Source organism: Atopomonas sediminilitoris (assembly GCF_022601735.1).
Lineage (GTDB): Bacteria > Pseudomonadota > Gammaproteobacteria > Pseudomonadales > Pseudomonadaceae > Atopomonas > Atopomonas sediminilitoris.
Genome location: NZ_JAKUMM010000001.1, coordinates 1 through 23,711, shown reverse-complemented (window position 1 = coordinate 23,711; position 23,711 = coordinate 1). Strand labels below are relative to the sequence as shown.

22 protein-coding genes and 3 pseudogenes are annotated in these 23,711 nt (G+C 57.5%); 13 read left to right on the top strand and 12 right to left on the bottom strand.

Going from position 1 to position 23,711, the window contains the following annotated elements; translation table 11 throughout:
* Positions 1 to 59 precede the first annotated feature (59 nt).
* From MKI83_RS00120 to MKI83_RS00105, 4 genes are all read right to left on the bottom strand, one after another.
* Positions 60 to 659, bottom strand: a complete 600-nt coding sequence (locus MKI83_RS00120) for a hypothetical protein (RefSeq protein WP_241582595.1) — start codon at positions 657 to 659, stop codon at positions 60 to 62.
* A 102-nt stretch (positions 660 to 761) separates the two neighbouring features.
* Positions 762 to 2,216, bottom strand: a complete 1,455-nt coding sequence (locus tag MKI83_RS00115) for a tyrosine-type recombinase/integrase (protein ID WP_241582593.1) — start codon at positions 2,214 to 2,216, stop codon at positions 762 to 764.
* Positions 2,217 to 2,823: 607 nt separating this feature from the next.
* Entirely contained in the window at positions 2,824 to 4,200 is a 1,377-nt protein-coding gene (locus tag MKI83_RS00110; protein ID WP_241582592.1) for a heavy metal sensor histidine kinase, read from the bottom strand.
* Positions 4,201 to 4,202: 2 nt separating this feature from the next.
* Positions 4,203 to 4,880: a heavy metal response regulator transcription factor gene (locus MKI83_RS00105; RefSeq protein ID WP_004374688.1), complete on the bottom strand. Its 678-nt coding sequence runs from the start codon at positions 4,878 to 4,880 to the stop codon at positions 4,203 to 4,205.
* 207 nt (positions 4,881 to 5,087) lie between these two features.
* Here MKI83_RS00105 and MKI83_RS00100 point away from each other — a divergent pair, with 207 nt between their 5' ends.
* From MKI83_RS00100 to MKI83_RS00070, 7 genes and pseudogenes are all read left to right on the top strand, one after another.
* The gene (locus tag MKI83_RS00100; protein ID WP_241582591.1) at positions 5,088 to 5,447 is read left to right on the top strand and encodes a co-regulatory protein PtrA N-terminal domain-containing protein; all 360 of its coding nucleotides are present in this window, start codon (positions 5,088 to 5,090) and stop codon (positions 5,445 to 5,447) included.
* A 166-nt stretch (positions 5,448 to 5,613) separates the two neighbouring features.
* Positions 5,614 to 6,156 (top strand): cupredoxin domain-containing protein, encoded by a 543-nt coding sequence (locus MKI83_RS00095; RefSeq protein ID WP_241582590.1) that lies wholly within the window; start codon positions 5,614 to 5,616, stop codon positions 6,154 to 6,156.
* Between the two features lie 79 nt (positions 6,157 to 6,235).
* Positions 6,236 to 6,484, top strand: coding sequence for a DUF2933 domain-containing protein (locus tag MKI83_RS00090; RefSeq protein ID WP_092375367.1), 249 nt, complete (start codon positions 6,236 to 6,238; stop codon positions 6,482 to 6,484).
* A gap of 5 nt (positions 6,485 to 6,489) precedes the next feature.
* A complete protein-coding gene (locus MKI83_RS00085) occupies positions 6,490 to 8,853 on the top strand; it encodes a heavy metal translocating P-type ATPase (RefSeq protein WP_241582589.1) in 2,364 nt (787 codons plus the stop codon).
* Positions 8,854 to 9,026: 173 nt separating this feature from the next.
* Positions 9,027 to 10,754 (top strand): annotated as a pseudogene (locus MKI83_RS00080) (ATP-dependent nuclease).
* Positions 10,744 to 12,171 carry a UvrD-helicase domain-containing protein gene (locus tag MKI83_RS00075; protein WP_241582588.1) on the top strand — a complete coding sequence of 476 codons (1,428 nt, stop codon included), beginning with the start codon at positions 10,744 to 10,746 and terminating at the stop codon, positions 12,169 to 12,171. The pseudogene MKI83_RS00080 and the gene MKI83_RS00075 overlap by 11 nt, the downstream one beginning before the upstream one ends.
* A gap of 98 nt (positions 12,172 to 12,269) precedes the next feature.
* A complete protein-coding gene (locus MKI83_RS00070; RefSeq protein ID WP_241582587.1) occupies positions 12,270 to 12,470 on the top strand; it encodes a heavy-metal-associated domain-containing protein in 201 nt (66 codons plus the stop codon).
* Between the two features lie 19 nt (positions 12,471 to 12,489).
* Here MKI83_RS00070 and MKI83_RS00065 read toward each other — a convergent pair whose 3' ends face one another.
* The 4 genes and pseudogenes from MKI83_RS00065 to bufA2 form a co-directional block, all read right to left on the bottom strand.
* Positions 12,490 to 12,804 (bottom strand): hypothetical protein, encoded by a 315-nt coding sequence (locus MKI83_RS00065; RefSeq protein WP_241582586.1) that lies wholly within the window; start codon positions 12,802 to 12,804, stop codon positions 12,490 to 12,492.
* A 50-nt stretch (positions 12,805 to 12,854) separates the two neighbouring features.
* A pseudogene (locus MKI83_RS00060) lies at positions 12,855 to 13,649 on the bottom strand (HvfC/BufC family peptide modification chaperone).
* Positions 13,646 to 14,482, bottom strand: a complete 837-nt coding sequence (gene bufB, locus MKI83_RS00055) for an MNIO family bufferin maturase (protein WP_241582584.1) — start codon at positions 14,480 to 14,482, stop codon at positions 13,646 to 13,648. Before bufB ends, MKI83_RS00060 begins: the two are co-directional and overlap by 4 nt.
* Positions 14,483 to 14,526: 44 nt before the next feature.
* Positions 14,527 to 14,787 carry a BufA2 family periplasmic bufferin-type metallophore gene (gene bufA2 / locus MKI83_RS00050; RefSeq protein WP_003460126.1) on the bottom strand — a complete coding sequence of 87 codons (261 nt, stop codon included), beginning with the start codon at positions 14,785 to 14,787 and terminating at the stop codon, positions 14,527 to 14,529.
* 290 nt (positions 14,788 to 15,077) lie between these two features.
* Between bufA2 and MKI83_RS00045 the strand changes: the two genes are divergently transcribed.
* The 6 genes from MKI83_RS00045 to MKI83_RS00020 all read left to right on the top strand — a co-directional run bounded on the left by MKI83_RS00045 (position 15,078) and on the right by MKI83_RS00020 (position 19,973).
* A complete protein-coding gene (locus MKI83_RS00045; RefSeq protein ID WP_241582583.1) occupies positions 15,078 to 15,284 on the top strand; it encodes a co-regulatory protein PtrA N-terminal domain-containing protein in 207 nt (68 codons plus the stop codon).
* Between the two features lie 193 nt (positions 15,285 to 15,477).
* Positions 15,478 to 17,283: a copper resistance system multicopper oxidase gene (locus tag MKI83_RS00040; RefSeq protein ID WP_241582582.1), complete on the top strand. Its 1,806-nt coding sequence runs from the start codon at positions 15,478 to 15,480 to the stop codon at positions 17,281 to 17,283.
* Positions 17,284 to 17,295: 12 nt separating this feature from the next.
* Positions 17,296 to 17,607 (top strand): hypothetical protein, encoded by a 312-nt coding sequence (locus MKI83_RS00035; RefSeq protein WP_003246749.1) that lies wholly within the window; start codon positions 17,296 to 17,298, stop codon positions 17,605 to 17,607.
* A complete protein-coding gene (locus tag MKI83_RS00030; protein WP_241583131.1) occupies positions 17,597 to 18,688 on the top strand; it encodes a copper resistance protein B in 1,092 nt (363 codons plus the stop codon). Before MKI83_RS00035 ends, MKI83_RS00030 begins: the two co-directional genes overlap by 11 nt.
* A gap of 9 nt (positions 18,689 to 18,697) precedes the next feature.
* Positions 18,698 to 19,540 carry a c-type cytochrome gene (locus MKI83_RS00025; protein WP_241582581.1) on the top strand — a complete coding sequence of 281 codons (843 nt, stop codon included), beginning with the start codon at positions 18,698 to 18,700 and terminating at the stop codon, positions 19,538 to 19,540.
* Positions 19,530 to 19,973 carry a DUF411 domain-containing protein gene (locus MKI83_RS00020; RefSeq protein ID WP_003246746.1) on the top strand — a complete coding sequence of 148 codons (444 nt, stop codon included), beginning with the start codon at positions 19,530 to 19,532 and terminating at the stop codon, positions 19,971 to 19,973. Before MKI83_RS00025 ends, MKI83_RS00020 begins: the two co-directional genes overlap by 11 nt.
* A 177-nt stretch (positions 19,974 to 20,150) precedes the next feature.
* Here MKI83_RS00020 and MKI83_RS00015 read toward each other — a convergent pair whose 3' ends face one another.
* The 4 genes and pseudogenes from MKI83_RS00015 to MKI83_RS16960 form a co-directional block, all read right to left on the bottom strand.
* Complete coding sequence (locus MKI83_RS00015) at positions 20,151 to 21,476, bottom strand: OprD family porin (protein ID WP_241582579.1); 1,326 nt, start codon at positions 21,474 to 21,476, stop codon at positions 20,151 to 20,153.
* A gap of 157 nt (positions 21,477 to 21,633) precedes the next feature.
* Positions 21,634 to 21,966 (bottom strand): DUF2790 domain-containing protein, encoded by a 333-nt coding sequence (locus tag MKI83_RS00010; RefSeq protein WP_004574339.1) that lies wholly within the window; start codon positions 21,964 to 21,966, stop codon positions 21,634 to 21,636.
* Positions 21,967 to 22,111: 145 nt separating this feature from the next.
* Positions 22,112 to 23,602: pseudogene (locus MKI83_RS00005) on the bottom strand (efflux RND transporter permease subunit); the annotation flags it as partial.
* A gap of 17 nt (positions 23,603 to 23,619) precedes the next feature.
* On the bottom strand, positions 23,620 to 23,711 hold a 92-nt coding region (locus tag MKI83_RS16960; RefSeq protein WP_370867327.1), incomplete at its 5' end, for an IS3 family transposase.

Here is a 23,711-nt window from a genome sequence, read left to right as displayed (position 1 = left end):
TTCCCCAGCCGTAACGGATATGGGGTTAACCGTTATAGTTATGGGGTTATCCGATACGCTCAGGAGGTTTTGCGGGAGCGACCAGCTTGGCTGGCGTATTTCGGTGCGACGGGCTTTATCCATTGTTTGAGGCGGTCGGGAGTGTCTGGCAGTGACTCTTTAAAGCCTTCATCAACGAGCGCCCTGTAAACTCGGTCAGCCATATTCCCTATGCGGATTTCCTTCGCGGCGTCGGCCTGCCATTGTTGTTTGGCGATGACTTGGGCGCGCTCGATAGCGGCAGATTTGTCTTCGTTAAATTGATCAAGACCTGACATCCTTTTTTTAGTGGTCTTGTTTTTCCATGCTTCCAGCACGATCTTCGAGATTCTGGCTGTGTTTCTTGATAAATCTTCGTTTTTCAAGATTTCATGTTGAATCTGCACATTCTTGGCTTGGATGATTTCATTCGCGCGTTGGATAGACTCCTTTGCCTTGCCACTGCCGCTCTTGAGCCCATCCACATAGATCAGATGCTGCGCCGTTATTACAGCCAACTGCTCCGGTGTGTATGCCTGCAAAAGCTCTCTGGCCAGCCGCTCCGTTACTTCGTGATACTGGGCTTCGGAGCTGATTTCCATGCCAGGCTCCCAGGCTGATTGTTTTGCCTGCTTGTCCATGATTCGCCCTCCCAGGCTCTTCCGCTTCTGAATAGATCGGCTGGCCGGGGCAGGTGGGATGCCCGCATTTCGGGGGCGACCCTAGGCCAGCCGGTAACTCGTTTAGGCGCGGCGGAACTCCAGCACGTTGTCAGCCGTCAACAACGCCTCGATTCGCTCGCCGAGCAGCCGCCAGGCTTCGGCCTTTTCCCTGGCGTAGTCGTAATGTTGGTAGGCGCCGCGAACCTTGGGCGCTTCGACTGCGTGGCCCTGGCACAGGTCGATAATGTCGGGCACTACCCCAAGCGATTGCATCATTGTCGAGCCAGTGCGGCGCAGGTCGTGCGGCGTCCACTCGCCATTGGCCCCGCCTGCCAATACCAGTGTGTCGTTATGCTGGCGGCCTGACAGTGGCTTGCTGCGGTTCTTGAACTTGCATTGCCGGTCGCCTACCAGCTTGCTGACTGTCTTGGTGCAGACGTGGCCGTCGCCTTTCGTGTTGGGGAACACATAGGGCGTTGCGCCGGTCAACTTGTGCAGCACTTCGAACTGGCGCCGGGCAAAGGGTGACAGGGTGACGTTGTTGTCCTTGCGCTTGCGGTGCCGGCCTTTGGTGTTGGCCGCAGGAATGAACCACGTCCCGGCCTCCAGATCGATATGCTGCCACTCGGACATGAGCAGCTCACCAATACGGCAAAGGGTACTCAGGCAGATCCAGACGGCGCATTGCACACGCTGATTTACCGGGCGAATGCCCGAATACTTTTGCCCCTCGGGCAGGGCGTCGTAATCGCTCTCCAACTTGGCGAATATGTCGCGCAGCTCTCGAACTTCAGCGGGCGATAACGTGCGGTCGCGCACTTCGTTGTAGTCCGCGTCCAGCAGCTTGAGGTCATCCAATACCTTGGGTGTCATAAGGTCGGCGGGGTTGCCGTCCGACATCAGGCCGCGCCAGGGCTTGTGCTTTTCAGCCCAGCGCAACATCTGGCGCATGTCGTTGTTCAGGATTACCAACGTTCTATTCAGCCCGCGCTTCTTCGCGGCGCGCAGAACCGCTAGCAAGTCTTGCTTGGACAGCTCTCGGATCATCTTCTTACCGACAACGGGCAGCACGTCCTTGGCGAAGCTCCGGCGCAACTCTGCATTGCCGTCCTCGCGTCGCACGCCATCTATTAGCCAGGCTTCGAACAAATCAGCGACGGTTAGGTTTTCGGCTGCTTGACGTTCGGCCGCGGCAATGGTTGCAGCTATGGCGGCCTGCGCTTCGATTCTGGCGGCTTTCTTAGCGTCTGTCGGGTTTATCCCTTCGGCCACCTGTTGTCGCGCTTTATCCCGTTCTGCACGTATCTCTGCTATGCCGGTATCCGGGTAGGTTCCGCATTGGTGCCATACAGTCTTGCCTTGCCAGCGGAATCCATACTTGAACCGAATACTCACCGAGCCATCTTGTCTGGTGCGGATCTCCCCGGATAGGCCGCCGCTGTCGCTTATGGTGTCACCCTTCCATTCGGCAGGAATCGCCGCCAGTTCTTTGACCTTCCATGGCGAGCCTTTTCCTGCTTTAGGGTATCTGGTCATATCGCCTCAGGGGTAAACAGAGGGGTAAACAGAAAGGCCGGCTTTGCCTGTATCTCTCTGTACTTCAATGGACGATAAGATAGCCTGCAGGCATTGTAATTACTAGGTTTTAGCCTTTCTTTTGAGGTTTTCCAACGTCCAGTGAGATACGGTTATTAACCGCATGGGGTGCAAGGGGTCGAGTGTTCGAATCACTCCGTCCCGACCAAAAAACCCTAGAAAATCCAGCCACTTAACGGTGACTGGATTTTTTTATGCCTGTAGGTTTTTGATGCTAGTGCTATTTTTATCTTTCTGGTTGCCAATTGGTTGCCAATTGAGATTGGCTAGGCTGTGAGGGCTTCCGGCAACCTGACGTGCTTGGCGCTACTGGAGCGGGGGACGCCATTCGAGTATTGGATTGGCTTGGTGAAGCAAGCGTGGGTGATGCCGTTTCCAAACTTCATAAGCTACTACCCGAGAACGAATGGGGGGCTCTAGTGTCAGCTCACCGCTCGTTGCCTATCTGGATGGCGAATGCAATCTGCGCTCAGTCGAGTTGCACCTGCACCCACCCTGTCAAGTTGGGCTAGCGGTTAGCTGTAGCCTACTTACCGCCAGACCGGCATCATCTGGAATGGGGCAATTCGATGTGAAAGCCCGTGAGGCCAGCGGCTGAGGTGCACCAGATGCGGCCTTTGTGAGCCTCAATGATGGATCGGGTGATTGCAAGCCCGAGCCCGGCGTTGCTCGGGCTGCCCTCCCGCCGAGCGGGGTCAACCCGGTAAAAGCGGTCGAAGAGCTTCTCTAGATGCTCTGAGCTGATTGTGTCCCCTGGGTTCTCGATACTGAAGGTAGTGGAGTCCTCTGTCTCGCGGATCAGAACCGAAATTGTCTGTCCCGCCGGCGTGTAGCGCAGCGCATTGGACAGCAAGTTGGAGAGTGCACGATCAAGCATCAGCCGATCTCCCAGCACTTGGCCTGTGCCTGTGAGCGATAGTTCAATGCCGCGCTCTTCGGCCAGAAGGTGGTAGTAGTCAAACAGCTTGAAGACTACGTCAGCCAGTTCGATCCTGGCCTGCTCGGGGATGATCAGGCCATTATCAGCCTTGGCCAAGAACAGCATGTCATCAATCATCCGAGACATGCGCTTCAAGTCCTCCAGGTTGGAGTACAGATTATCCTCATAGGCATTGATATCGCGTTTTTTACTCAGCACGACCTCGGTGTGGGTCATCAGATTGCTGACTGGAGTTCGTAGCTCGTGGGCAATGTCGGCCGAAAAATTGGAGAGCCTAACGAAGGCATCCTCTAGCCGAGCCAACATCGCATTGAAGGAGAGAACCAGTTGCTGAAGTTCCCGCGGCACTGGTTCGAGAGGGATTCGCTCCTGTAACGAGCGAGCGGACATCCCGGAGGCCACATGAGTGACTTGCCGCAGAGGCCTAAGGCCGCTGCGAGCAACCACCCAGCCGAGTGCGGCACTGAACAGGGCGCTGATGACCAATCCAATCCAAAACCATCGTTGCAGCGTGTCGAAAAAGTGTGTGTGATTGGTGACGTCAAGAATCAGCAAAGCTGTGAGCGGCTCAGCCTGATCGGCTACCGAGATTTGCTCCGTCATGCCACGGTACATGTGTTGGCCGTTCTGCCACTCCCACATGCTCTGCTCATTTGCACGTCTGAAACGCTCAGGTACTTCGACTGCTCTGGGGTCGGAAAACAGTACAGAACCGTCACTGGCCAGGATAGTGGCGGCCAGATCCTGATGGGCTCCCAGCAAAGCTCGCAACTGCGGTAATTCTTCCGAAAGGCTCGCTTCACCGCGAGCATTGTTGAGGATATGTTTGGCGGATTCGAGTTTCTCCACCAGGGCCTGCCGATCCAGCATCTTGAAGTGGTGCTGGCTGAGCATATTGAAACTCAGCCCTGCTACCGTCAGGACTGCAATTACCGCGGACATGAACATCAGGCTCATGCGTGCGGTCAGCGAAAGGTGCTTCATATTCACTCCGGAGCATCCATCATGTATCCCATGCCGCGGGCGGTATGAATCAGCTTGAGATCGAAATCGTCATCGATTTTTGCGCGTAGCCGGCGTACCGCAACCTCAATGACATTGGTGTCGCTGTCGAAATTCATGTCCCAAACCTGAGAGGCAATCAGCGACTTCGGGAGCACCTCGCCGCGCCGGCGCAGTAGCAGTTCCAGCAGTGAAAACTCCTTCGCGGTCAGGTCAATTCTTTTCCCGCCACGGATCGCACGCCGCTTCATCAGATCGACTTCCAGATCGGCAATTTTCATGGTGGTCTGCGTCGGCGAACCATTACCTCTGCGCAACAGCGTTCTGACCCTGGCCAGAAGCTCTGAGAAAGCAAATGGCTTGATCAGGTAGTCGTCCGCACCCAGCTCCAACCCTTTAACGCGGTCTTCCACACCATCGCGTGCCGTCAAGAACAGTACGGGGACGTCTTTTCCTGCTGCGCGCAACATGCGCAGCACTTCCCAACCGTCCAGCCCAGGCATCATTACATCCAGAATTAGCAGGTCATAGGCTTCGCTAAGTGCATGCTGAAGGGCATCTGTACCGGTCATAACCCGGTCGACATTGAACCCAGCCTCGGTGAGACCTTGCTGGAGGTACGTACCTGTTTTGGGTTCGTCTTCAGCTACCAGTAGTTTCATGTGTGCAGACTCCAAATATCGGGTGGCCTGAGTTTGCAGGCAAACCGCGGCCCCAACCAGAAGCTTACGAAAATGTAATTCTGGCTTCAGCTCGCTGACAGGGTGGCTTGTCTAAGGTGCAAGCATGAGCACTAGGTTGTGCTCTCGGCCCTCGACAGACCAAAAGCAGAGGTGCCGCCCATGGTTTGCACTGATGGAGACTGTCCCATGAAATCGCTGAAACCTTTGCTTCTGGTAGGCTCGCTACTGCTCTCTTCTATGGCTTGGGCCGAAGGGGGCAGCGACCGTGTACTCGAGCGCATCCAGCAGATGCGCGACAAAGCGGAAGCCGTGCTGATCCAGGCAGAGAAGGCCCCAGTCGGCGAGCGGCATGTGCATATGAAGGAGCACATGAACATGCTCGAAGACCTCATGAGCCAGCTGCACAATGAACATCCCGCGCCAGACATGTCTGCCGAAGAGCATCTGGCCTGGATGGAGAAGCATGACAAGCTGGTAGACGACGTGCTGGGTCAAATGATTCGAGAGCACAAGCTGATGATGGCCGACAAGGAATGCCATCAGTAAAGATTTCCCCCATCTTCCAGGCCTTTCGTGATTGCTCCTTTGGCCTAGCGGCGCCTTTGTGGCGCCGTGCTTTTTCCCAGCTGACGCAATTGTAGTTCTGGGGTCAGCGGCCTGGCAGCAAGCGAGTAATAGCATGAGATTTCCAGCATCCCTGCGAGGTCTAACCATGAAACGCCTACCCCTCAAATCCCTTTCTTTGATCACCACCGTGGGTTTGCTATTCAGCGCAGCCAACGCGATGGCCAGCCCGGGCCACAACAAAGACAGCATCGGCCAGTCGGGAGATAGTCAGGCAGTAGATCGCACCATCGAGGTACGGATGGGGGACATCTTCTTTGAACCCAAGGCAATGGAAATCAAGGCGGGCGAGACGGTTCGCTTCGTACTGCTGAACGAGGGAGCCCTGCTGCACGAGTTCAACCTTGGCAAAGCGGCATCCCATGCTGCGCATCAGAAAGAGATGGCTGCGATGTTTCAGAACGGCACGCTGTCCCCGACTGCAGCGCATGACATGAGCAAAATGGACCACGCCATGGGCGGCATGAAGATGGTCGGCATGGAGCACGACGATCCCAACAGCGTTCTGGTCGAGCCAGGTGCACGCGAAGAGCTGATCTGGACCTTCTCCGACGCTACTGATCTGGAGTTCGCCTGCAATGTTCCTGGACATTATCAGTCGGGAATGGTCTGTAAGGTGACCGTACGCTGAACTCTATTGATACGCGTCAGCTCTGCCTGGCCAGAGCAACCTATGCTAATTCTATGGTCATTGAACCGAGGCTATTGTCATGGATCACACGCACCACACTGGCACTACGGAACCACCTTTTTGGAAGAGCAAGATTGGCATTGCGCTGATCATGCTGGCCGTAATCGGCATCTTCTATGTAGCGCGTGAGCATTACGGTCATCTTTCGCAGGCCCTGCCGTACCTCATCCTGCTGCTATGCCCGCTGATGCATCTGTTTGGCCACAATCACGGCGGGCACTCCCACTCCAGCAGCACCGCTGTTTCCAAGGACGAAGAAAGGACATAGATCGCATGCAAAAGACCTCCTGCCATCATGACCAGGATCATTCACATAACTCGCACGCCCACTCCGAGAGCCAGCGCGACCCGGTGTGTGGCATGGAGGTCAAACCTGATGGCCCTTATCGCGAGAGCTTTGAAGGGAAGGCCTATCATTTCTGCAGTGCGAAGTGCCTAGAGAAATTCCAAGCAGATCCTCATCAGTACATGAGCCATCAGTCTCATGGGGAGCATCACCAGCACGCGACTCCAGCACCCACATCGACACCTGTAGGTGCTGAATACACCTGCCCGATGCATCCAGAAATCCGTCAACCGGCTCCCGGAAACTGCCCGATCTGCGGGATGACGCTGGAACCTGTCATCCCGGAGCTGGAAGAGGAGGAAAATCCAGAGCTGAAGGACTTCTCGCTGCGGTTCTGGTGGACCCTACCGTTGACCGTCATCGTGACCGTATTGGCGATGGCCGGCCATTCCTTGCAACTGTTTCATGGCACGACCCAGAACTGGGTCGAGCTGGCTCTGGCGACGCCCGTGACGCTATGGGGTGGCTGGGTATTCTTCACCCGCGGCATTGACTCCATCCGCCACCGCAGCCCCAACATGTGGACCCTGATCGGTTTGGGAACGGCCGCTGCCTACCTCTACAGCGTGGCCGCTACCTTGGTTCCGCAGTGGTTTCCGGCGGCTTTTGCCCAGGACGGACGTATCGGCGTCTATTTTGAAGCAGCCGCGGTGATTATCTCACTCACGCTGTTGGGCCAAATGCTCGAACTCAAGGCCCGCTCGCAGACTTCGGCAGCCATCAAGTCACTGCTGAGGCTGGCACCAAAGACTGCGCGTCGCATCAAGCCCGATGGCCAGGAAGAAGATATTCCGCTGACACATGTCCATCAGGGCGACCACCTACGTGTCCGGCCGGGAGAGAAAGTCCCGGTGGACGGTACGGTTCTAGAGGGTGAGAGCGCCGTCGACGAGTCGATGCTTACCGGAGAACCGTTACCCGTGACCAAGCGGGTAGGGGATGCCCTTATCGGTGCCACCATGAACACCCATGGAAGCCTGGTGATGGAGGCGCAGAAGGTCGGTGCCGAGACCATGCTGTCGCAGATCGTTCAGATGGTGGCCAGAGCCCAACGTTCCAAGGCCCCCATGCAGCGTATGGCTGATGCGGTGGCAGGGTATTTCGTGGTCGGGGTGATCCTGATCGCGATTCTGACCTTCTTCGGCTGGGGGCTATTAGGGCCGGAATCAGGCTGGGTATTTGGCCTGATCAATGCGGTGGCGGTGCTAATCATTGCGTGTCCCTGCGCTCTGGGTCTGGCAACCCCGATGTCCGTCATGGTTGCGACTGGCAAGGCCGCTAGCAGCGGTGTGTTGTTCCGCGATGCCAGCGCCATCGAAAATCTATGCAAGATCGACACGCTCATCGTCGACAAGACTGGAACCCTGACTGAGGGGCGTCCCGTATTCCATAGTGCGGAAGGGACAGGCGGTTACGACTCCAATGAAGTGCTGCGCCTGGCTGCTAGTCTCGACCAGGGTAGTGAGCACCCGCTGGCTCATGCCATAGTCGATCATGCGCGCGGTCAGGGCATTGCACTGGTCAAACCGGACACTTTCGAATCTGGCTCGGGTATTGGTGTGCGCGGCCAGGTCGATGACTATCAGCTGCAGCTCGGCAACACCGCACTGATGGACGAGGCGGGCGTCGATATTACCCCGCTACGCAATCGCGCCGAGCAACTGCGTCTGGGAGGCATCAGCATCATCTATTTGGCCGTTGATGGCCGCCTGGCGGGACTACTGGCCGTTTCCGATCCAATCAAACCGACCTCCCAACAGGCTGTCTCCAAGCTTCAAAGCGAAGACGTAAAGGTCATCATGGCCACTGGTGATGGCCTCACCACAGCAAGAGCCGTGGCGCAGCAGCTCGGAATCGAGGAAGTGCATGGTGAGGTCAAACCGCAGGATAAGGAGAAACTGGTCGCCGATTTGCAGGGCTATGGCCGTCGTGTCGCCATGGCGGGTGACGGCATCAACGATGCGCCCGCCCTGGCCAGGTCTGACGTAGGTATCGCCATGGGCACCGGTACCGATGTGGCGATGAACAGCGCCCAAGTGACGCTGGTCAAGGGAGATCTGATCGGCATCCTGCGAGCGCGCACCCTGTCAGTGGCAACCGTGAAAAACATGAGGCAGAACCTCGCCTTTGCGTTCATCTACAACGCGATGGGAATCCCGCTAGCAGCGGGGCTGCTGTACCCGCTGACGGGGCATCTTCTGTCGCCCTTGATTGCTGCGCTGGCGATGAGTGTCAGCTCGGCGTCGGTGGTCTTCAATGCTCTGAGGTTGAAATCAACGGACATCGGATAGGCTTCCATACCACCGACCAGGTGATTATTCAGAAGCGCATCTGACCGGAAAATGCCGTACGGTAGTTTCCGGTCCGACCTATCTGTCGCAACACATAGTGACGAGGTGACGTTCTATGGACTGTTGCCGCTGCGGGTAGGAGACTGGTCGTCGTTAACCCATGAGGACTCTCCGTGGCCCGCATTCGCAGACTGATTATCAGCAACTTCCGATCTATCCAGGCGCTCGACTGGGTGCCGGCCCCAGGAATTAACTGCCTCATAGGTCCTGGCGATAGTGGAAAGTCCAGCATTCTAGATGCGATTGACCTTTGCGTCGGTGCCCGCCGGGGCGGCACGTTCGGCGACATGGACTTCTTCGCTCTGAACGTCGAAACACCCATCACCATCAGTGTGACGCTTGGCGATTTGCCGGTATCGCTGATGGATATCGATGTTTACGGCGAGTTCTTGCGTGGATTCAATCCAGGAACGGGAGAAGTCGAAGACGAACCGCGAGCGGGGCTGGAGACCGTTATCACCTTGCTTCTGCAAGTTGGTGCCGATTTGGAACCTACCTGGACACTTTTTTCTGAGCGTGCGGAGCAGCAGCAACTCTAACGCACTCTTCCCTGGAAGGAACGAGCGGCACTAGCACCCGCCCGTATCGGCAGCTTTGCGAGTTCGAACTTGTCGTGGAGTCGTGGCTCAGTGCTCAATCGACTTACTGACGAGCGTGCAGAGCTAGGTGCCGAACTTGCGCGCGCCGCGAGGCAAGCAAGAGCGAACTTTGGCAATCAAGCCGCCGGACATCTAACTCAGACGCTTGAGGTGGTGCAACGCACGGCTCAGCATCTTGGGGTTTCGGTTGGAGCGATGCCACAAGCACTCCTTGACGCACATTCTGTGTCGATTGGCGAGGGTGCGATCGCGCTGCACAGCGACACAGGCATTCCCCTTCGCTCCCTTGGCACGGGCTCGTCGCGATTGCTAGTGGCAGGGTTGCAAAGAGCTGCAGCTAGCGCCGCGCCAATTGCTCTTGTCGATGAGGTGGAATATGGGCTTGAACCTCATCGGCTCATGCGATTCCTGGACTCCCTGGGCGCAAAGGACGCTGCCGCTCCGCTGCAGGTCTTCATGACGACTCACTCACCGGTCGCGCTGCGCGAATTGTCCGGCAGCCAGTTATTCGTTGTTCGGTCTGGGCCTCAACGCCACAGCGTTATGGCGGCAGGGGAGGCCAACGAAGTACAAAGTACCCTTCGGAAGGACCCAGAGGCATTCCTCGCCAAATCCATTATCGTTTGCGAGGGTGCCAGCGAGGTTGGCTTCGCGCGTGGCCTTGACCAATGGTGGGGCAGCCTTGGCGCTACCTCATTCCTGGCTCATGGTGGCGCTTATGTGGACGTCGGCGGGGGAAGTCCCGATAACAGTCTTATCCGCGGAACGGCACTTCAGAACCTAGGCTATCGCGTGATGGTTTTTGTAGACGCCGACAAACCTTCGACCGCAGGGCTACCTGAAGCATTCTTGGCCGCAGGCGGACAAATTCTGACATGGCGACCAGGTCTCACTCTGGAGGACGAGATCTTCCGCCATCTCAGTGACCAAGCACTCGATGCACTTCTGGCGAAAGCAGAAACAATAGTGGGTGCAGAGCTGATGAATGCGCACATCCAGACGAAGTCCCAAGGACGTGTGACACTACATGACATCAAAGCTGAAAGACTTATTCAGGGCTACTTGCCCGCGACGCGAGAGCTTTTGGGAGCTGCATCTCGTATCCGCAACAGCGGGTGGTTCAAGTCGTTGACAACCTATCAGGAGGTTGCAAGGGACATCGTCGGCCCGTCTCTACAGAACGCCGACCCGGGCTTCATGGCAGTCACGAATCAGCTCTGGACGTTTACAAGTGCCCCTTGAGATCGATCTTTTCGCTATTGAGCGTGGCTCCATAACAGCCCCCGCAGGTTGTGGAAAAACGCAATTGATTGCCGAGACGCTCATCGCGCATAGGCAGAGCAAACCCATACTCGTACTAACGCACACGAACGCAGGCGTTGCGGCCTTACGGGCACGCCTGAGGCGAGCCGGCGTTCCTAACTCCGCATATCGAGTCTCCACCATTGATGGATTCTCGATGCGCCTCATCGCTAAGTTCCCAGCGCGAAGCGGCCATAACCCACAGATCTTACAGCTCCACCAGCCCAACACCGACTACCCGGCAATTCGGCACGCCGCCATGCTGTTACTGCAGGCAGGCCACCTTGCTCAGCCTCTCCGTGCCACTTACGCGCACTTGCTTGTCGACGAATACCAGGACTGCAACGTCGTCCAGCACGCCATCGTGTCAGGTTTGGCCCAGGTGCTACCAACCTGCGTGCTCGGTGACCCAATGCAAGCGATCTTCGACTTCCGTGGCAATCGACTAGTGCATTGGGCGAATGAGGTGCAGCCCCTGTTCCCCGCGGCGGGAGAGCTGAGGATACCCTGGCGCTGGCGGCTGGCCGGAGCTGAGAACCTTGGGCAGTGGCTGCTCGCCATACGGCAACAACTTCAAGCTGGCCAGCCGGTGGACCTGCGCACGGCTCCGGCAGAAGTGCGCTGGGTGCAGCTCAACGCCGGGACCGAAGTCCAGCAGCGGCTGGTGGCCGCGAGAACCGAGTCACCCAACGCTCGGGGCAGCGTCCTCATCATCGGGGACTCCATCAACGTGCAAGGTCGCCATCAGCTCACGAGCCAGACACCCGGCGCCATGGCCGTCGAAGCCGTCGACCTAAGGGACCTCGTCAACTTCGCCAGGAACTTTAACCTGCAGGGTGCCAATGCTCTGGCACAACTTGCGGAATTTGCTTCAAGCGTGATGACGGGGGTAGGTGCAGCAAACCTGCGAACGCGTGTGGAGTCTCTGCGCACAGGACGTGCCCGAACGCCACCGACCCCGGCCGAGGCCGAGGCCGTCGCATTCGTCGGGGAGCCAACACCGCAGCGAGCACTCCTTGTGCTCAACGCCCTCGCCGAACAGCCGGGGGCACGGGTGTACCGACCGGAAGTTCTGCACTGCTGCCGGTCCGCTATGCAAGCTGTGGCGGGAGGTACAGCCGACTTTCTGAGTGCAGCCATTCAAGCGCGAGAACGCAATCGACACCTTGCCCGCTCCATCGCAAGACGCTCGGTAGGCAGCACATTACTTCTCAAGGGGCTCGAGGCGGATGTCTCGGTTGTTCTGCATCCTGAACTTATGACCGCTCAGAATCTGTATGTCGCCCTGACGAGGGGCGCAAGGCACGTAGTGGTGTGTTCATCGAACCCCATCCTGATGCCTGTGAACAACGGCTGAGCCTTATTGTTGCGTTTGCGCACTTGACCTTGCCATCGTGTCAAGGTCGATGCTGTCTGTGCGGTAACTTGAGCCGCGGACGAAATGAGGTGAGAGAGATGTTCAGCCTGAATGTTTCGGGTATGGGTTGTGGCAGTTGCGTCAGCAAAATCACGAAGGCCATTCAAGCTCTGGATCAGGATGCACGAGTAGAAGTGGATCGAGCGGCCGGCAAGGTCACCGTTGAGAGCACAGAAAGTGCCGAATCGATCCGCGAGCTGATCCAGGAGCTTGGTTATGCGGCCCAGGTCAGCGCTTGAGCGCTGGCCTGCCGACCGACTAAATCTCCAGTTCTGAGAGCTCTTTCAGCCCGTGAATACTGGTGACCTCGTTGGTCATACCTTCTGAACCATCTCGGCCGCGAAGCCAGTTTGAGTGATCGCCCGGCTCGCGCATTTCCAGCGTGTCATAGGAGTAGCGCTTTCGCTTGAACAGGCTTTTCAATGCGGCGAACTCGTGGCTTTTTTCGTCTTCTATGCCGACGACTTCTCCTGCAAGCCGCTCCCAGTGACCAACGCCGTCGGCCAGCATTGCCTGATAGGTCTCCGGGTCAAGCAAGGCTTGCTGTTTGAAATGAATGATGCGGTGAGTCATAGAAGCGCTCGGAGTGGCCAAAGAGAGAGCGCTAGCCTAAAGGTTCCGGGTCATTCGTGTAATAGCTGGCCGCGCTTTAGCAAACCGTCGTTGACCCACAACTTCAACCAGGTCGCGGCTTGCAAGGGAGCTTGCTCGCCATGCGTGGCGCTCAACGACTAGCAGAGTTCAGCGAACGACCCGCCCTCGATGAGAAACTGCAATGCCGAAGCCTCCGCTGGCTCCAGGCTCCGGTACTGGCAGACGAGTTCATGACGCCAAACAAGACAGGCTAGGTTCGTTGGCAGGCGGGTAATATCAGGCAGCAAGCTGCCGGACTTGGCGGCTTTCCACAACTCCAGCGTGTTGTACTGCAGCTGCAACCACCGGGCAGATGCAGTCAGGGAAACCCTGAGTGAAATCCAGTCTTCAGCCGAAAAATCACTCATGGTCTCCAGCGAAAGCGCTTCGACATCCTGAGCGTCGAAGGCCAGTGTAAAGGCCCATTCCAGTTCCGCGAGTTCGCGCATCGGCGATAGTTGGGGTTCTTCGACGTAGCTGCTAATGAACTCGGGCAGCTTCTCGCCCAGCCAGCGAATGCTGAAATGTCGTGGTGGCCAGGCGGCCAAGTAGGCCAGTGCGAGCTGCTCGAATGATTCGTTGCCGATCCAGTGAAGCAGGGCAGGGAAGTCTTCTCGCAAGACCGCAAGCAGGCGCGAACGGTAAGCGTTGTGGTAGATCTGCAGGCCTTCGAGAGCACTCAGCGCTGTGCTACCTCGGATCTGCTCCAAAAGCTCGTTGGAGGGCAGGGCACTGTCACCTGTCAGGTAAGTTTCAAATGCAGTCTGTAGGGCGATCAGGCTCAAGGGGTGGCCCCCGATATCACAGATTTGGCGATAGCACGGGCATGTGCTAATTCGGACAACAGCTCTTCCAGCGGCGGAAACTGGTCATCCCGCTCGATCAAGGTCGATGTCGGGCCCAAGTAGCTCAAAGTTTTGCTGTAGAGAGACCAAACCGGATCAGCGATGGGCTGGTCATGGGTGTCGATGAGGTACTGCCCGTAATCGCTGTGCCCGGCCAGGTGAATTTGCCGAATCCGCTCGTGCGGCAATTCCATGATGAACTGCCAAGGGTCGAAACCCTGGTTGCGCGAACTGACGTAGACGTTGTTCACGTCGAGAAGCAGCTCGCACCCGGTCAGGTAACTGAGCTCCGAGAGGAACTGAGACTCGCTCATGCTGGATGTTGTCCACTGCACGTAGGAGGAAACGTTCTCCAGCACGATGGGACGTTCCAAAACATCCTGCACCAAGCGCACCCGGGCCGCGACATGCAGCAGGCTCTCCTGGGTAAACGGCAGCAGTAGCAGATCGTGAAGTTGATGGGCGTTGCCTCGACTCCAGCACAGGTGATCAGACACCCACTGAGGCTGCACCCGATCCGCCAGCTGCTTGAGCTGTCGTAGGTAGTCTATGTCCAAGGCATGTGAGCCGCCAATCGAAAGAGATACTCCGTGCATCACCAGGGGGTAGTGCTCGCCGATCGCATCAAGGAAGTAGAGAGCCTTGCCGCCCTCCACCAGGTAATTCTCGGAAATGATCTCGAACCAGTCGACCGCAGGCCGTTCCTCCAGGATCTGCCGGTAATACTCGTTACGAAGGCCAAGACCGAAACCCAGAGTTTTGCGCTTACTCATTCGAGACTCCAGCAGGGGAGTGGCATGCACTCCCCTGAACCGCCTTATTCGCTGGTTTTGCCACCGGCTTCGTCACATTTGGTCTGGGTCATCAACTTGAACCCTTGGCCTTTGCATTCGCCTTGGCCTTTGCAGTCGTTTTTCGCGGTCATGCAGTCGTTCTGCCCTTTGCAACCATTGATCCCGAAGCACTTCACTTCTGCTGCTTTGGTTTCCTGAGCAGCCTGGACGGGCAGGGTGGAGAACAGGCTGGCGGCCACCAGAGCCAAGGCGGCACCGGTAGCTACGTTGGATTTGTTCGACATAGTGGCTATCTCTCTTGATTGTTGGTGGTCTTATCCGCGGGTGCGAATGACCCTGAGTAGCTTAGGCATCGCTGCCGAGCATGCCCTCTCAAGAAATTCGCAAGGCTTTATGAGGGCATGAAAGACAGTACCGAGCCTTCTGGATGGGCTACAAGAAAGAAATAGCAACCTGACAGAACTGTAATGTTCGGCTCAGGTTGCTGACAGGCCCTCTTTGTTAACGTGACATCGAGCCTAAAGCTCGGCCTCTGCAGTTGCAGGGACCACTTAACTTACGAGGAATACCCAAAATGAAATCGATCAAAGCTCTGCTTGTAGTTACTGCTCTGAGCATCTCCAGCTTGGCAATGGCTGAAGGTGGTGCTGACCGAACCTTCGCGCGCATGGAGCAGGCACGCCAGACGTCTCTGGAGGCCTACCGGGTGGCCCAGCAGCAGAAAGTTGAGGCTCCTGTAGCCAGCAGTCCAACCGAGCATGCAGAGCACACCAACTGCTGAAGTCATCTACCTTACAGAAATGTAATCACCCGGATGGTTGGGATATGGCAGTTTCATACTGCTCATCGTCGGTAAGGCTTGTGCAATGCACCGACGTGGAAAGTTGAGGGGTAAATCCCCGACATTGAAGCAGCCATGAACCCGAGACCGGGCACACCATCACCGGCTCATTTGACGGATTGGACAAAACGGCATGCAAAGCAAAACCACAAGGCGCACCTTCGTCAAAGGCCTGGCAGCCACCGGTATTATCGGCGGACTTGGCCTGTGGCGCACGCCGGTCTGGGCGGTGAACAGCCCCGGCCAGCCCAACGTACTGACTGGTAACGAATTCGACCTATTCATCGGTGAAACCCCGGTGAACATCACCGGCGCAGCGCGCACGGCCATGACCATCAACGGCTCGCTCCCTGGGCCGATTCTTCGTTGGCGCGAAGGCGATACCGTCACATTGCGCGTGCGCAACCGCCTCAAGGAGGACACCTCCATCCATTGGCACGGCATCATCCTGCCGGCGAACATGGATGGTGTTCCTGGCCTGAGCTTCCATGGCATCGCCCCTGACGGCATGTATGAGTACAAGTTCAAGGTCAACCAGAACGGTACCTACTGGTATCACAGTCACTCGGGGCTGCAGGAGCAGGTCGGCGTATACGGCGCGCTGGTCATCGATGCCAAGGAGCCCGAGCCCTTCAGTTACGACCGTGATTACGTCGTGTTGCTGAGCGACTGGACGGATGAAAATCCAACGCGGGTACTGGCCAAGCTCAAGAAACAGTCGGACTACTACAACCAGCACAAACGCACCGTTGGTGACTTCATCGATGACGTAAGCGAGATGGGTTGGTCCGCCGCCGTAGCCGATCGCAAGATGTGGGCCGAGATGAAGATGAGCCCGACGGATCTCGCTGACGTCAGTGGCTACACCTACACCTACCTGATGAATGGCCAGGCACCTGATGGCAACTGGACCGGCATATTCAAACCGGGCGAGAAGATTCGTCTGCGTTTCATCAATGCCTCGGCTATGACGTACTTCGATGTGCGTATCCCCGGCCTGAAGATGACGGTAGTCGCGGCCGATGGCCAGCACGTCAAACCGGTCAGCGTCGACGAGTTCCGTATCGCCGTGGCCGAGACCTACGACGTGATCATCGAACCAGACAGCGAACAGGCCTATACCGTGTTTGCCCAATCCATGGACCGCACTGGCTATGCGCGCGGCACCCTTGCTGTACAGGAGGGGTTGAGTGCACCAGTACCCAGCCCCGACCCGCGTCCGCTGATTGCCATGGGCGACATGGGTATGGATCACGGCAGCATGGGCGGTATGGATCACGGGAACATGGCCGGAATGGACCACGGCAGTATGGCGGGCATGGATCATGGGAGCATGCAGGGTGGCATGGCCGGCATGGATCACAGCCAGATGGCTGGAATGGATCATTCGGGCATGGCTGGCATGGCTGGCAACATGCAGGCACACCCGGCCTCAGAGACCAACAATCCTTTGGTCGACATGCAGACCATGACGCCGACGCACAAGCTGGACGACCCAGGTATCGGCCTGCGTGATAACGGCCGGCGCGTCCTGACTTACTCTGACCTGCGCAGCACCTTCCCTGATCCGGACGGGCGTGAGCCAAGTCGCACCATCGAGCTGCACCTCACCGGGCATATGGAGAAATTCTCCTGGTCCTTCGATGGAATCAAGTTCTCTGACGCCGAGCCTCTGCGCCTCAAGTACGGCGAGCGTGTTCGCATCACGCTGGTCAACGACACCATGATGACTCACCCGATCCATCTTCATGGCATGTGGAGTGATCTGGAGGATGCGAACGGCAATTTCCTGGTGCGTAAACACACCATCGACATGCCGCCAGGTTCCAAGCGCAGCTATCGGGTGACCGCCGATGCGTTGGGACGTTGGGCCTATCACTGCCATCTGTTGCTCCACATGGAAATGGGCATGTTCCGTGAAGTCCGTGTGGATGAGTAAAGGAGATTTCTGATGAGTACTTTTATGAAGCGTAATGCCCTGTTTGGCAGCGCAGCGATGTTCAGTCTTTTGGCTGTTCTGCACGCGCCGACGTCATTGGCAGGTGAGGGGCACAGCGAGCACGAACAACATGCTGCCGAGTCGGCTGCGCCCGACGCCAGTGACAAGCCTGCAGATCAATCGAAAGGCAAGGCCGCTGGCCATCAGATGGATCATGGCGCCATGGATCATGAGGGTATGAACCATGACGATATGGGGCACGAGAAGATGATGGATAAGCATGGCGGCACCGAAGCCGAAGCAGGTTCGAACCATGACCACTAGGTTTTCACGTCCATCTCTCTTGGCGCTGGCTGTGTCGCTGAGTGCGTTCAGCGGCGGCGTTACTTTGGCTGCGGAAGAAATGGATCATTCGGCAATGGGGCACGGCACCATGTCGATGGACCATAGCCAGATGAGCCACGGCGCTACCAAAGCGCCGATGGAGGGCATGGATCACAGCAAGATGGATCATGGTGCCATGCAGAGCGAATCGGGCAGCATGGACCATAGCCAGATGGGCCACAGCCAGAGCCAAGAGAAGGCCCCAGCCATGGACCACAGCAAGATGGGACACGGCACCATGCAGGGACAGATGGAGGGCATGGATCATTCGAAGATGAACCATGGCTCCGCTGAAGCCCCGAGAACTATCAGTCGTACGCCGATTCCCGTTCTGACGGATGCTGATCGCCAAGCGGCTTTCCCGCCACTGCCTGGCCACAAGGTGCATGACAGCGCCATCAACAGCTTTTTCCTGCTCGATCAGCTCGAATACCAAGACGCAGATGAGGGCAGCACCCTGGCCTGGGATGCGTCGGGTTGGGTAGGCGGTGATATCAACCGGGTCTGGTTCCGCTCCGAAGGCGAGCGTACCAACGGCGTTACCGAGGACGCTGAATTACAGCTGCTGTACGGCCGCTCGATCGGCCCTTGGTGGGATGTCGTCGCGGGCGTCCGCCAGGACTTCAAACCGGAGTCGCCGCAGACTTGGGCCGCCTTCGGTATCCAGGGCATGGCGCTTTACGCCTTTGAGGCCGAAGCCACGGCCTTCGTCGGCGAGAATGGCCAAACTGCTGCCCGACTGGAGGGCGAGTACGACATTCTGCTGACCAACCGGCTGATTCTCCAGCCAACTGCCGAAATGAACTTCTACGGCAAGAACGATCCTGAGCGAGGTGTGGGGTCCGGGTTGGCCAATACCGAGCTCGGTTTACGTCTGCGTTACGAGATTGTCCGGCAGTTTGCCCCCTATATCGGGGTTTCTTGGAGCCGCTCCTATGGCAACACGGCAGACATGGTGCGCGACGAGGGCGGTGATGTAGACGAGGCGCGTTTTGTCGCCGGTATCCGGATGTGGTTTTGAGAACCTGACATGAAAAGAACAATTAAAACTTTGGTGGCGGCCGGCGTGGTCGGTAGCACAGCTGTCCTGGCCGGTGCCTACTTTGGCGTGGTCAACGTGGGGGCCGACGATCCCCATTTTCCTGCAGTGCATGCGTTTCTCACGATGGCCCGTGACCGCTCTATCGAAGTCCGTTCGCGGAACATCGAGGTTCCCAACCTGGATGATCAAGCTCTTATTCGCGCCGGTGCGGGCAACTACAACTCCATGTGTATCGGCTGTCATTTGGCGCCAGGTGTGGCGGAGACCGAGCTAAGCCAATCGCTTTATCCTGCGCCCCCCAACCTCGCCAAGATCGGTGTCGATGGCAATCCGTCAGCAGCGTTCTGGGTGATCAAGCATGGCATCAAGGCAACGGGTATGCCTGCGTGGGGCAAGAGCATGGGAGACGAGTACATCTGGGGCATGGTTGCCTTCCTCAACCAACTGCCGACGATGGATGCCAAGCAATACCAAACACTCGTCGCATCCAGTGGCGGCCATCAGCACGGTGGTGGGGAAACGCAGATGCATAACCATGAAGGACAGCACGGCGACAACAAGCCTGGCCATCATGACAATAGTGGCGGTGGCGATGACCATCATGGATCAGGTGATGCTGGAGAGCCTGGTCATCACGATGCCGCGGCTACGGATAGCGAGGGTGGCTCCGCACCTAAGGCAGGTCACCATTCGGATATGAGTGGCGATGACCACCATGCTGGGGATGAGGCGTCGTCCAACGGAGGTGATCATCACGCCGAGCAGGCTCCGAACGCCTCGCCCAAGACCCACACCCACGCCGATGGCAAAGAGCACGTGCATGAAAGCTAAATATCTGGCCTTGCTGGCCGCTCTCTCCGTCACATCTGCAGTTCAAGCAGCTGATGCCCTGACGATTGATGTCCATCGTGATGCCAATTGCGGATGTTGCAAGAAGTGGATTTCACACCTCGAAGCGAATGGCTTCAAAGTCGTCGACCATGTTGAAAGCAACATGACAGCAGTGAAGCAAAGACTGGGCGTCGCGCCACGGTTAGCGTCTTGCCACACCGCGGTGATTGACGGCAAGTTCGTCGAAGGTCATGTGCCGGCGGCTCAGGTCATCGAACTCACCAAGCGCGATGATCTGCTGGGCATCGCTGTTCCCGGGATGCCGGCGGGCTCCCCCGGCATGGAAGTCGATGGCGTACAGCATGCCTACCAGGTCATTGGCTTGACCAAGACGGGTTCTGATCAGGTCGTTGCAGAATATCCCGCCCAGTAGTACTGCCTGCCAGCACGGCCGCTTGTGTGTAGTGGCCGACTCATTTTCATACGTCCTTTAACCTAAGTAAAAAAGGCGCCCGAGGGCGCCAAGGGCTGTCTCCAAACCAAAGGAGCACTACGAGGGGACAGCAGGACCAAGGCGCGAGCGGGCAATCAACCCGCCCGCTTGCCAGGGTTAGAGAACTTCCAGTGGGTACTCGACAATCAGGCGGACTTCATCCAGATCCGACTCGTAATCGGTCGCGCGAGTGGTCATTTGGCGAACACGGAAAGACATATCCTTCAGTGATCCAGTCTGCACAACGTACTTGGCCTCGATGTCCCGCTCCCAGCGCTTCTGGTTGGTCAACGGATCGCCGTTGTCATCACGGCGCATATAGACTTCGTTGGCCTTGCTGTAGTCGGCATCCCAGCCCTGGGCATATCGAGTCATGAAGCTCAACCCAGGCACACCGAAAGACTCCATATCCAGGTCGTAGCGCACTTGCCATGACTTCTCCTTCGGCGAGTTGAAGTCGCTGTACTGGATGGAGTTGTCGAGGTAGATGGAGTCCGATTGGCGCAAGTAATCGAAGTCATCATCGCCATTGTTGCGCTGGAGACCCACCAGTACTGTGTGAGCGCCGAATTGGATGCCGACCTTGCCGCTCCAGATGTTGTTATCGAAGCTCCCGAGGAGCTGCCTCCCTTCATCGACCGCCTTGTAGTAGTTCAGCCCGCCGATCAAGGCGACATCGTCCGCAAGCGGGTAGCTCAGCGTGGTGCCCGCGTAATATTGATTCCAGGCATCCTTGAGGCGGCTGGTGTAGAGACTAAAGCCGACGTTGTCATTAAGCGTGTAATCACCACCGAAATAGGCGATCCATGGCGAGTCCACTTCGCCCGCGTAGAAGGTAGCGAAGCCGTCGCGCATGCTGCTGGTATTGGGTTGGCTCATCGAGTGGAGGCGACCGCCCTGAAGCGACAGTCCTTCCACGCTGCTGTTGACCACGGTGACACCTCGGAAACTCTCCGGTAAAAGCCGTGCATCACCGTATTGGACGACCGGGCTGACGGGAAAGACGTCGCCTACCTTGATCTCGGTATCCATGAACCGAGTTTTCACCGCGCCCCCCAGTTTGGAGTAGTTGTCCTCAGCCTGCCCGAGGCTGTTGTAAGGCATCACGTCGACTGAGCCGCCCGCTCCAGAACGGCCGTCGCCGGTGTCAAGCTTGAGCCCTAGCATGGCAAAGGCATCGACACCAAAGCCTATGGTGCCCTCGGTGAAACCAGACTCGAATCTGCCTATCACGCCATGCGCCCACTCTTCCGAATAGCCATTACCCGAGCTGCTGGACTGGCCTTTACGGAAATCGCGGTTGAAGTAGAGATTTCGATTGAGAATGGTCAGGCTGCTGCCTTCGATAAATCCCTCGCCTTTCTCGCCGGCGGCCATTGCAGCTTGCCCGGTACTGACGTTCAGAGTGAGCAGAGAAAGTCCTAACAGGGTTCTGTTATTCATAAATGCTCCTGATGTTATTGGCAGTTGTCATTGTGTGGTCGCATATATGTGCCAAGCGCGCCGGGCATAGCCAGGCACGCCTTGGTCATATTTCCACATGCCAAATAACGTCAGGGTGACTTGGAAATTACATTTCAGTCAGCGCGATGTCATTTATCTAGTTTTGATTACGGCAACCTGTCCCGGCTGCCCGGTATTCAAGAATATTCAGATCGCCATTGGAGTCCTCGTAGGTCATCTGGGCCGGCATCACACCGCAGCTAGAGTCCGTCGGGGTAGTGGCCACGACCCTGGCGATATCGAGTTTCATGCCGTAGCGGTAATGAATAACTTCAGGCGGATTCTTTCCGTTAGCGGCAGCATACTCTTGCATGGCCTGCTCATTGGCCTGAATCATCCGACCATAAACACGATCAGCGCCGCCTTCTGCCAGAGTGGCAGAGGAAACAACCATAGCGGCAAGGGCTGCAATAACTTTGAGGCTTTTCATGTTTAATCACTCCTTCAAGGTGGTGATTAAAATATATCCGCTCAACCTGTCATAAAAATGAAGTCAAAGTTACATCGCCGTAATGCTTCCTGCCGCGTTACCCGGGCGAGTCAGCTTGGCGCGTGGCTTGCCCGGGTTTGTAAAGCTATAGCTCCTGCGGTGCGCGAACCTTCTGTGTACGCTGCCTTCGCATCAGCCAGTACGCGGCCGGCAAAACCAATATGGACATCAGCGGCGCGGTAATCATGCCGCCGACCATGGGCGCGGCGATGCGCTTCATCACCTCAGATCCGGCACCTCCGCCCCAGAGGATTGGCAACAGGCCGGCGATGATCACGGCCACCGTCATCACCTTGGGCCGCACACGCAGCACCGCGCCTTCACGAATTGCCTCCAGTAGGGCCGGATCACCGCTGCGCCCGGTATCCACACGCGCATGCCAGGCGTTCTTCAGGTACAGCAGCATGATCACCCCGAACTCGGCCGAGACGCCGGCCAGGGCGATGAAGCCCACGCCGGTGGCCACCGACAGGTTGAAGCCGAACCAGTAGAGCAGCCAGATGCCGCCCGACAGGGCAAAGGGCAGGGTGGCCATGATCAGCAGGGCCTCGCCGAAGCGGCTGAAAGTCAGGTAGAGCAGCACGAAGATAATCAACAGAGTCGCCGGCACCACCCAGGCCAGCCGCGCATTGGCGCGCTCGAGGAATTCGAACTGACCGGAGTAGGAGACGGTCATGCCGGCGTCGAGTTGTACCCGCTCGGCGACGCGCTGCTGCAGCTCGCGCACGGTCGAGGCCAGGTCGCGCCCGCGGACATCGACATAGACCCAGCCGGACAGTCGCCCGTTCTCGCTGCGCAGCATCGGCGGCCCTTCGGTCAGACTAACCTGGGCGACGGTGCCCAAGGTGATCTGCTGGCCGGCTGGGGTGAGGATCGGCATACGCCGTAGTGCCTGCGGACTGTCTCGCCACTCCTTGGGATAGCGCAGGTTGATCGGGAAGCGGGCCAGTCCTTCAACCGTCTCGCCAATATTTCTGCCGCCGATTGCGCCCGATACCACCGTCTGCAGATCGGCGATGCTCAGGCCATAGCGCGCCGCGGCCAGTCGATCGATCTGGATATCCACATAGCGACCTCCGGTCAGGCGTTCTGCCAAGGCCGAACTCACCCCAGGCACCTCTTTGGCCACGGCCTCGATATCGCGCGTTATGCGCTCGATGTCGACCAAGGAGGTTCCGGACACTTTCACCCCAATGGGGCTCTTGATCCCCGTCGCCAGCATGTCGATGCGGTTGCGGATGGGCGGCACCCAGATATTGGACAGCCCCGGAACTTTTACCGCGCGATCCAGTTCCTCGATCAGCTTTTCGGGTGTCATCCCCGCGCGCCATTGATCGCGTGGTTTGAACTGCACCGTGGTCTCGAACATTTCCAGCGGTGCTGGATCGGTGGCGGTCTCTGCTCGCCCGGCCTTGCCGAATACCCGTGCCACTTCGGGCACCGTGAGGATCATCCGGTTGGTTTGCTGCAGCAGCTGGGTGGCCTTGCTGGCCGGCAAGCCGGGCAGGGCTGATGGCATGTACAACAAGTCGCCCTCGTCCATCGGCGGCAGAAACTCTCCTCTGATCTTGCCCAGCTTTAGTGGACACGCTGTTAAGCACTTATCCAGGCCTCGAAGGCTTCCGGGCTGATGTAGCCGAGCGTGCTGTGACGCCGCTGGCGGTTATAGTCGGTTTCGATGTATT

What these genes read in the sequence shown, in the direction of transcription:
- MKI83_RS00120 (WP_241582595.1), bottom strand. Translation starts at nt 659, where the DNA reads ATGGACAAGCAGGCAAAACAATCAGCCTGGGAGCCTGGCATGGAAATC.
- MKI83_RS00115 (WP_241582593.1), bottom strand. Translation starts at nt 2,216, where the DNA reads ATGACCAGATACCCTAAAGCAGGAAAAGGCTCGCCATGGAAGGTCAAA.
- MKI83_RS00110 (WP_241582592.1), bottom strand. Translation starts at nt 4,200, where the DNA reads ATGAAGCACCTTTCGCTGACCGCACGCATGAGCCTGATGTTCATGTCC.
- MKI83_RS00105 (WP_004374688.1), bottom strand. Translation starts at nt 4,880, where the DNA reads ATGAAACTACTGGTAGCTGAAGACGAACCCAAAACAGGTACGTACCTC.
- MKI83_RS00100 (WP_241582591.1), top strand. Translation starts at nt 5,088, where the DNA reads ATGAAATCGCTGAAACCTTTGCTTCTGGTAGGCTCGCTACTGCTCTCT.
- MKI83_RS00095 (WP_241582590.1), top strand. Translation starts at nt 5,614, where the DNA reads ATGAAACGCCTACCCCTCAAATCCCTTTCTTTGATCACCACCGTGGGT.
- MKI83_RS00090 (WP_092375367.1), top strand. Translation starts at nt 6,236, where the DNA reads ATGGATCACACGCACCACACTGGCACTACGGAACCACCTTTTTGGAAG.
- MKI83_RS00085 (WP_241582589.1), top strand. Translation starts at nt 6,490, where the DNA reads ATGCAAAAGACCTCCTGCCATCATGACCAGGATCATTCACATAACTCG.
- MKI83_RS00070 (WP_241582587.1), top strand. Translation starts at nt 12,270, where the DNA reads ATGTTCAGCCTGAATGTTTCGGGTATGGGTTGTGGCAGTTGCGTCAGC.
- MKI83_RS00065 (WP_241582586.1), bottom strand. Translation starts at nt 12,804, where the DNA reads ATGACTCACCGCATCATTCATTTCAAACAGCAAGCCTTGCTTGACCCG.
- bufB (WP_241582584.1), bottom strand. Translation starts at nt 14,482, where the DNA reads ATGAGTAAGCGCAAAACTCTGGGTTTCGGTCTTGGCCTTCGTAACGAG.
- bufA2 (WP_003460126.1), bottom strand. Translation starts at nt 14,787, where the DNA reads ATGTCGAACAAATCCAACGTAGCTACCGGTGCCGCCTTGGCTCTGGTG.
- MKI83_RS00045 (WP_241582583.1), top strand. Translation starts at nt 15,078, where the DNA reads ATGAAATCGATCAAAGCTCTGCTTGTAGTTACTGCTCTGAGCATCTCC.
- MKI83_RS00040 (WP_241582582.1), top strand. Translation starts at nt 15,478, where the DNA reads ATGCAAAGCAAAACCACAAGGCGCACCTTCGTCAAAGGCCTGGCAGCC.
- MKI83_RS00035 (WP_003246749.1), top strand. Translation starts at nt 17,296, where the DNA reads ATGAGTACTTTTATGAAGCGTAATGCCCTGTTTGGCAGCGCAGCGATG.
- MKI83_RS00030 (WP_241583131.1), top strand. Translation starts at nt 17,597, where the DNA reads ATGACCACTAGGTTTTCACGTCCATCTCTCTTGGCGCTGGCTGTGTCG.
- MKI83_RS00025 (WP_241582581.1), top strand. Translation starts at nt 18,698, where the DNA reads ATGAAAAGAACAATTAAAACTTTGGTGGCGGCCGGCGTGGTCGGTAGC.
- MKI83_RS00020 (WP_003246746.1), top strand. Translation starts at nt 19,530, where the DNA reads ATGAAAGCTAAATATCTGGCCTTGCTGGCCGCTCTCTCCGTCACATCT.
- MKI83_RS00015 (WP_241582579.1), bottom strand. Translation starts at nt 21,476, where the DNA reads ATGAATAACAGAACCCTGTTAGGACTTTCTCTGCTCACTCTGAACGTC.
- MKI83_RS00010 (WP_004574339.1), bottom strand. Translation starts at nt 21,966, where the DNA reads ATGAAAAGCCTCAAAGTTATTGCAGCCCTTGCCGCTATGGTTGTTTCC.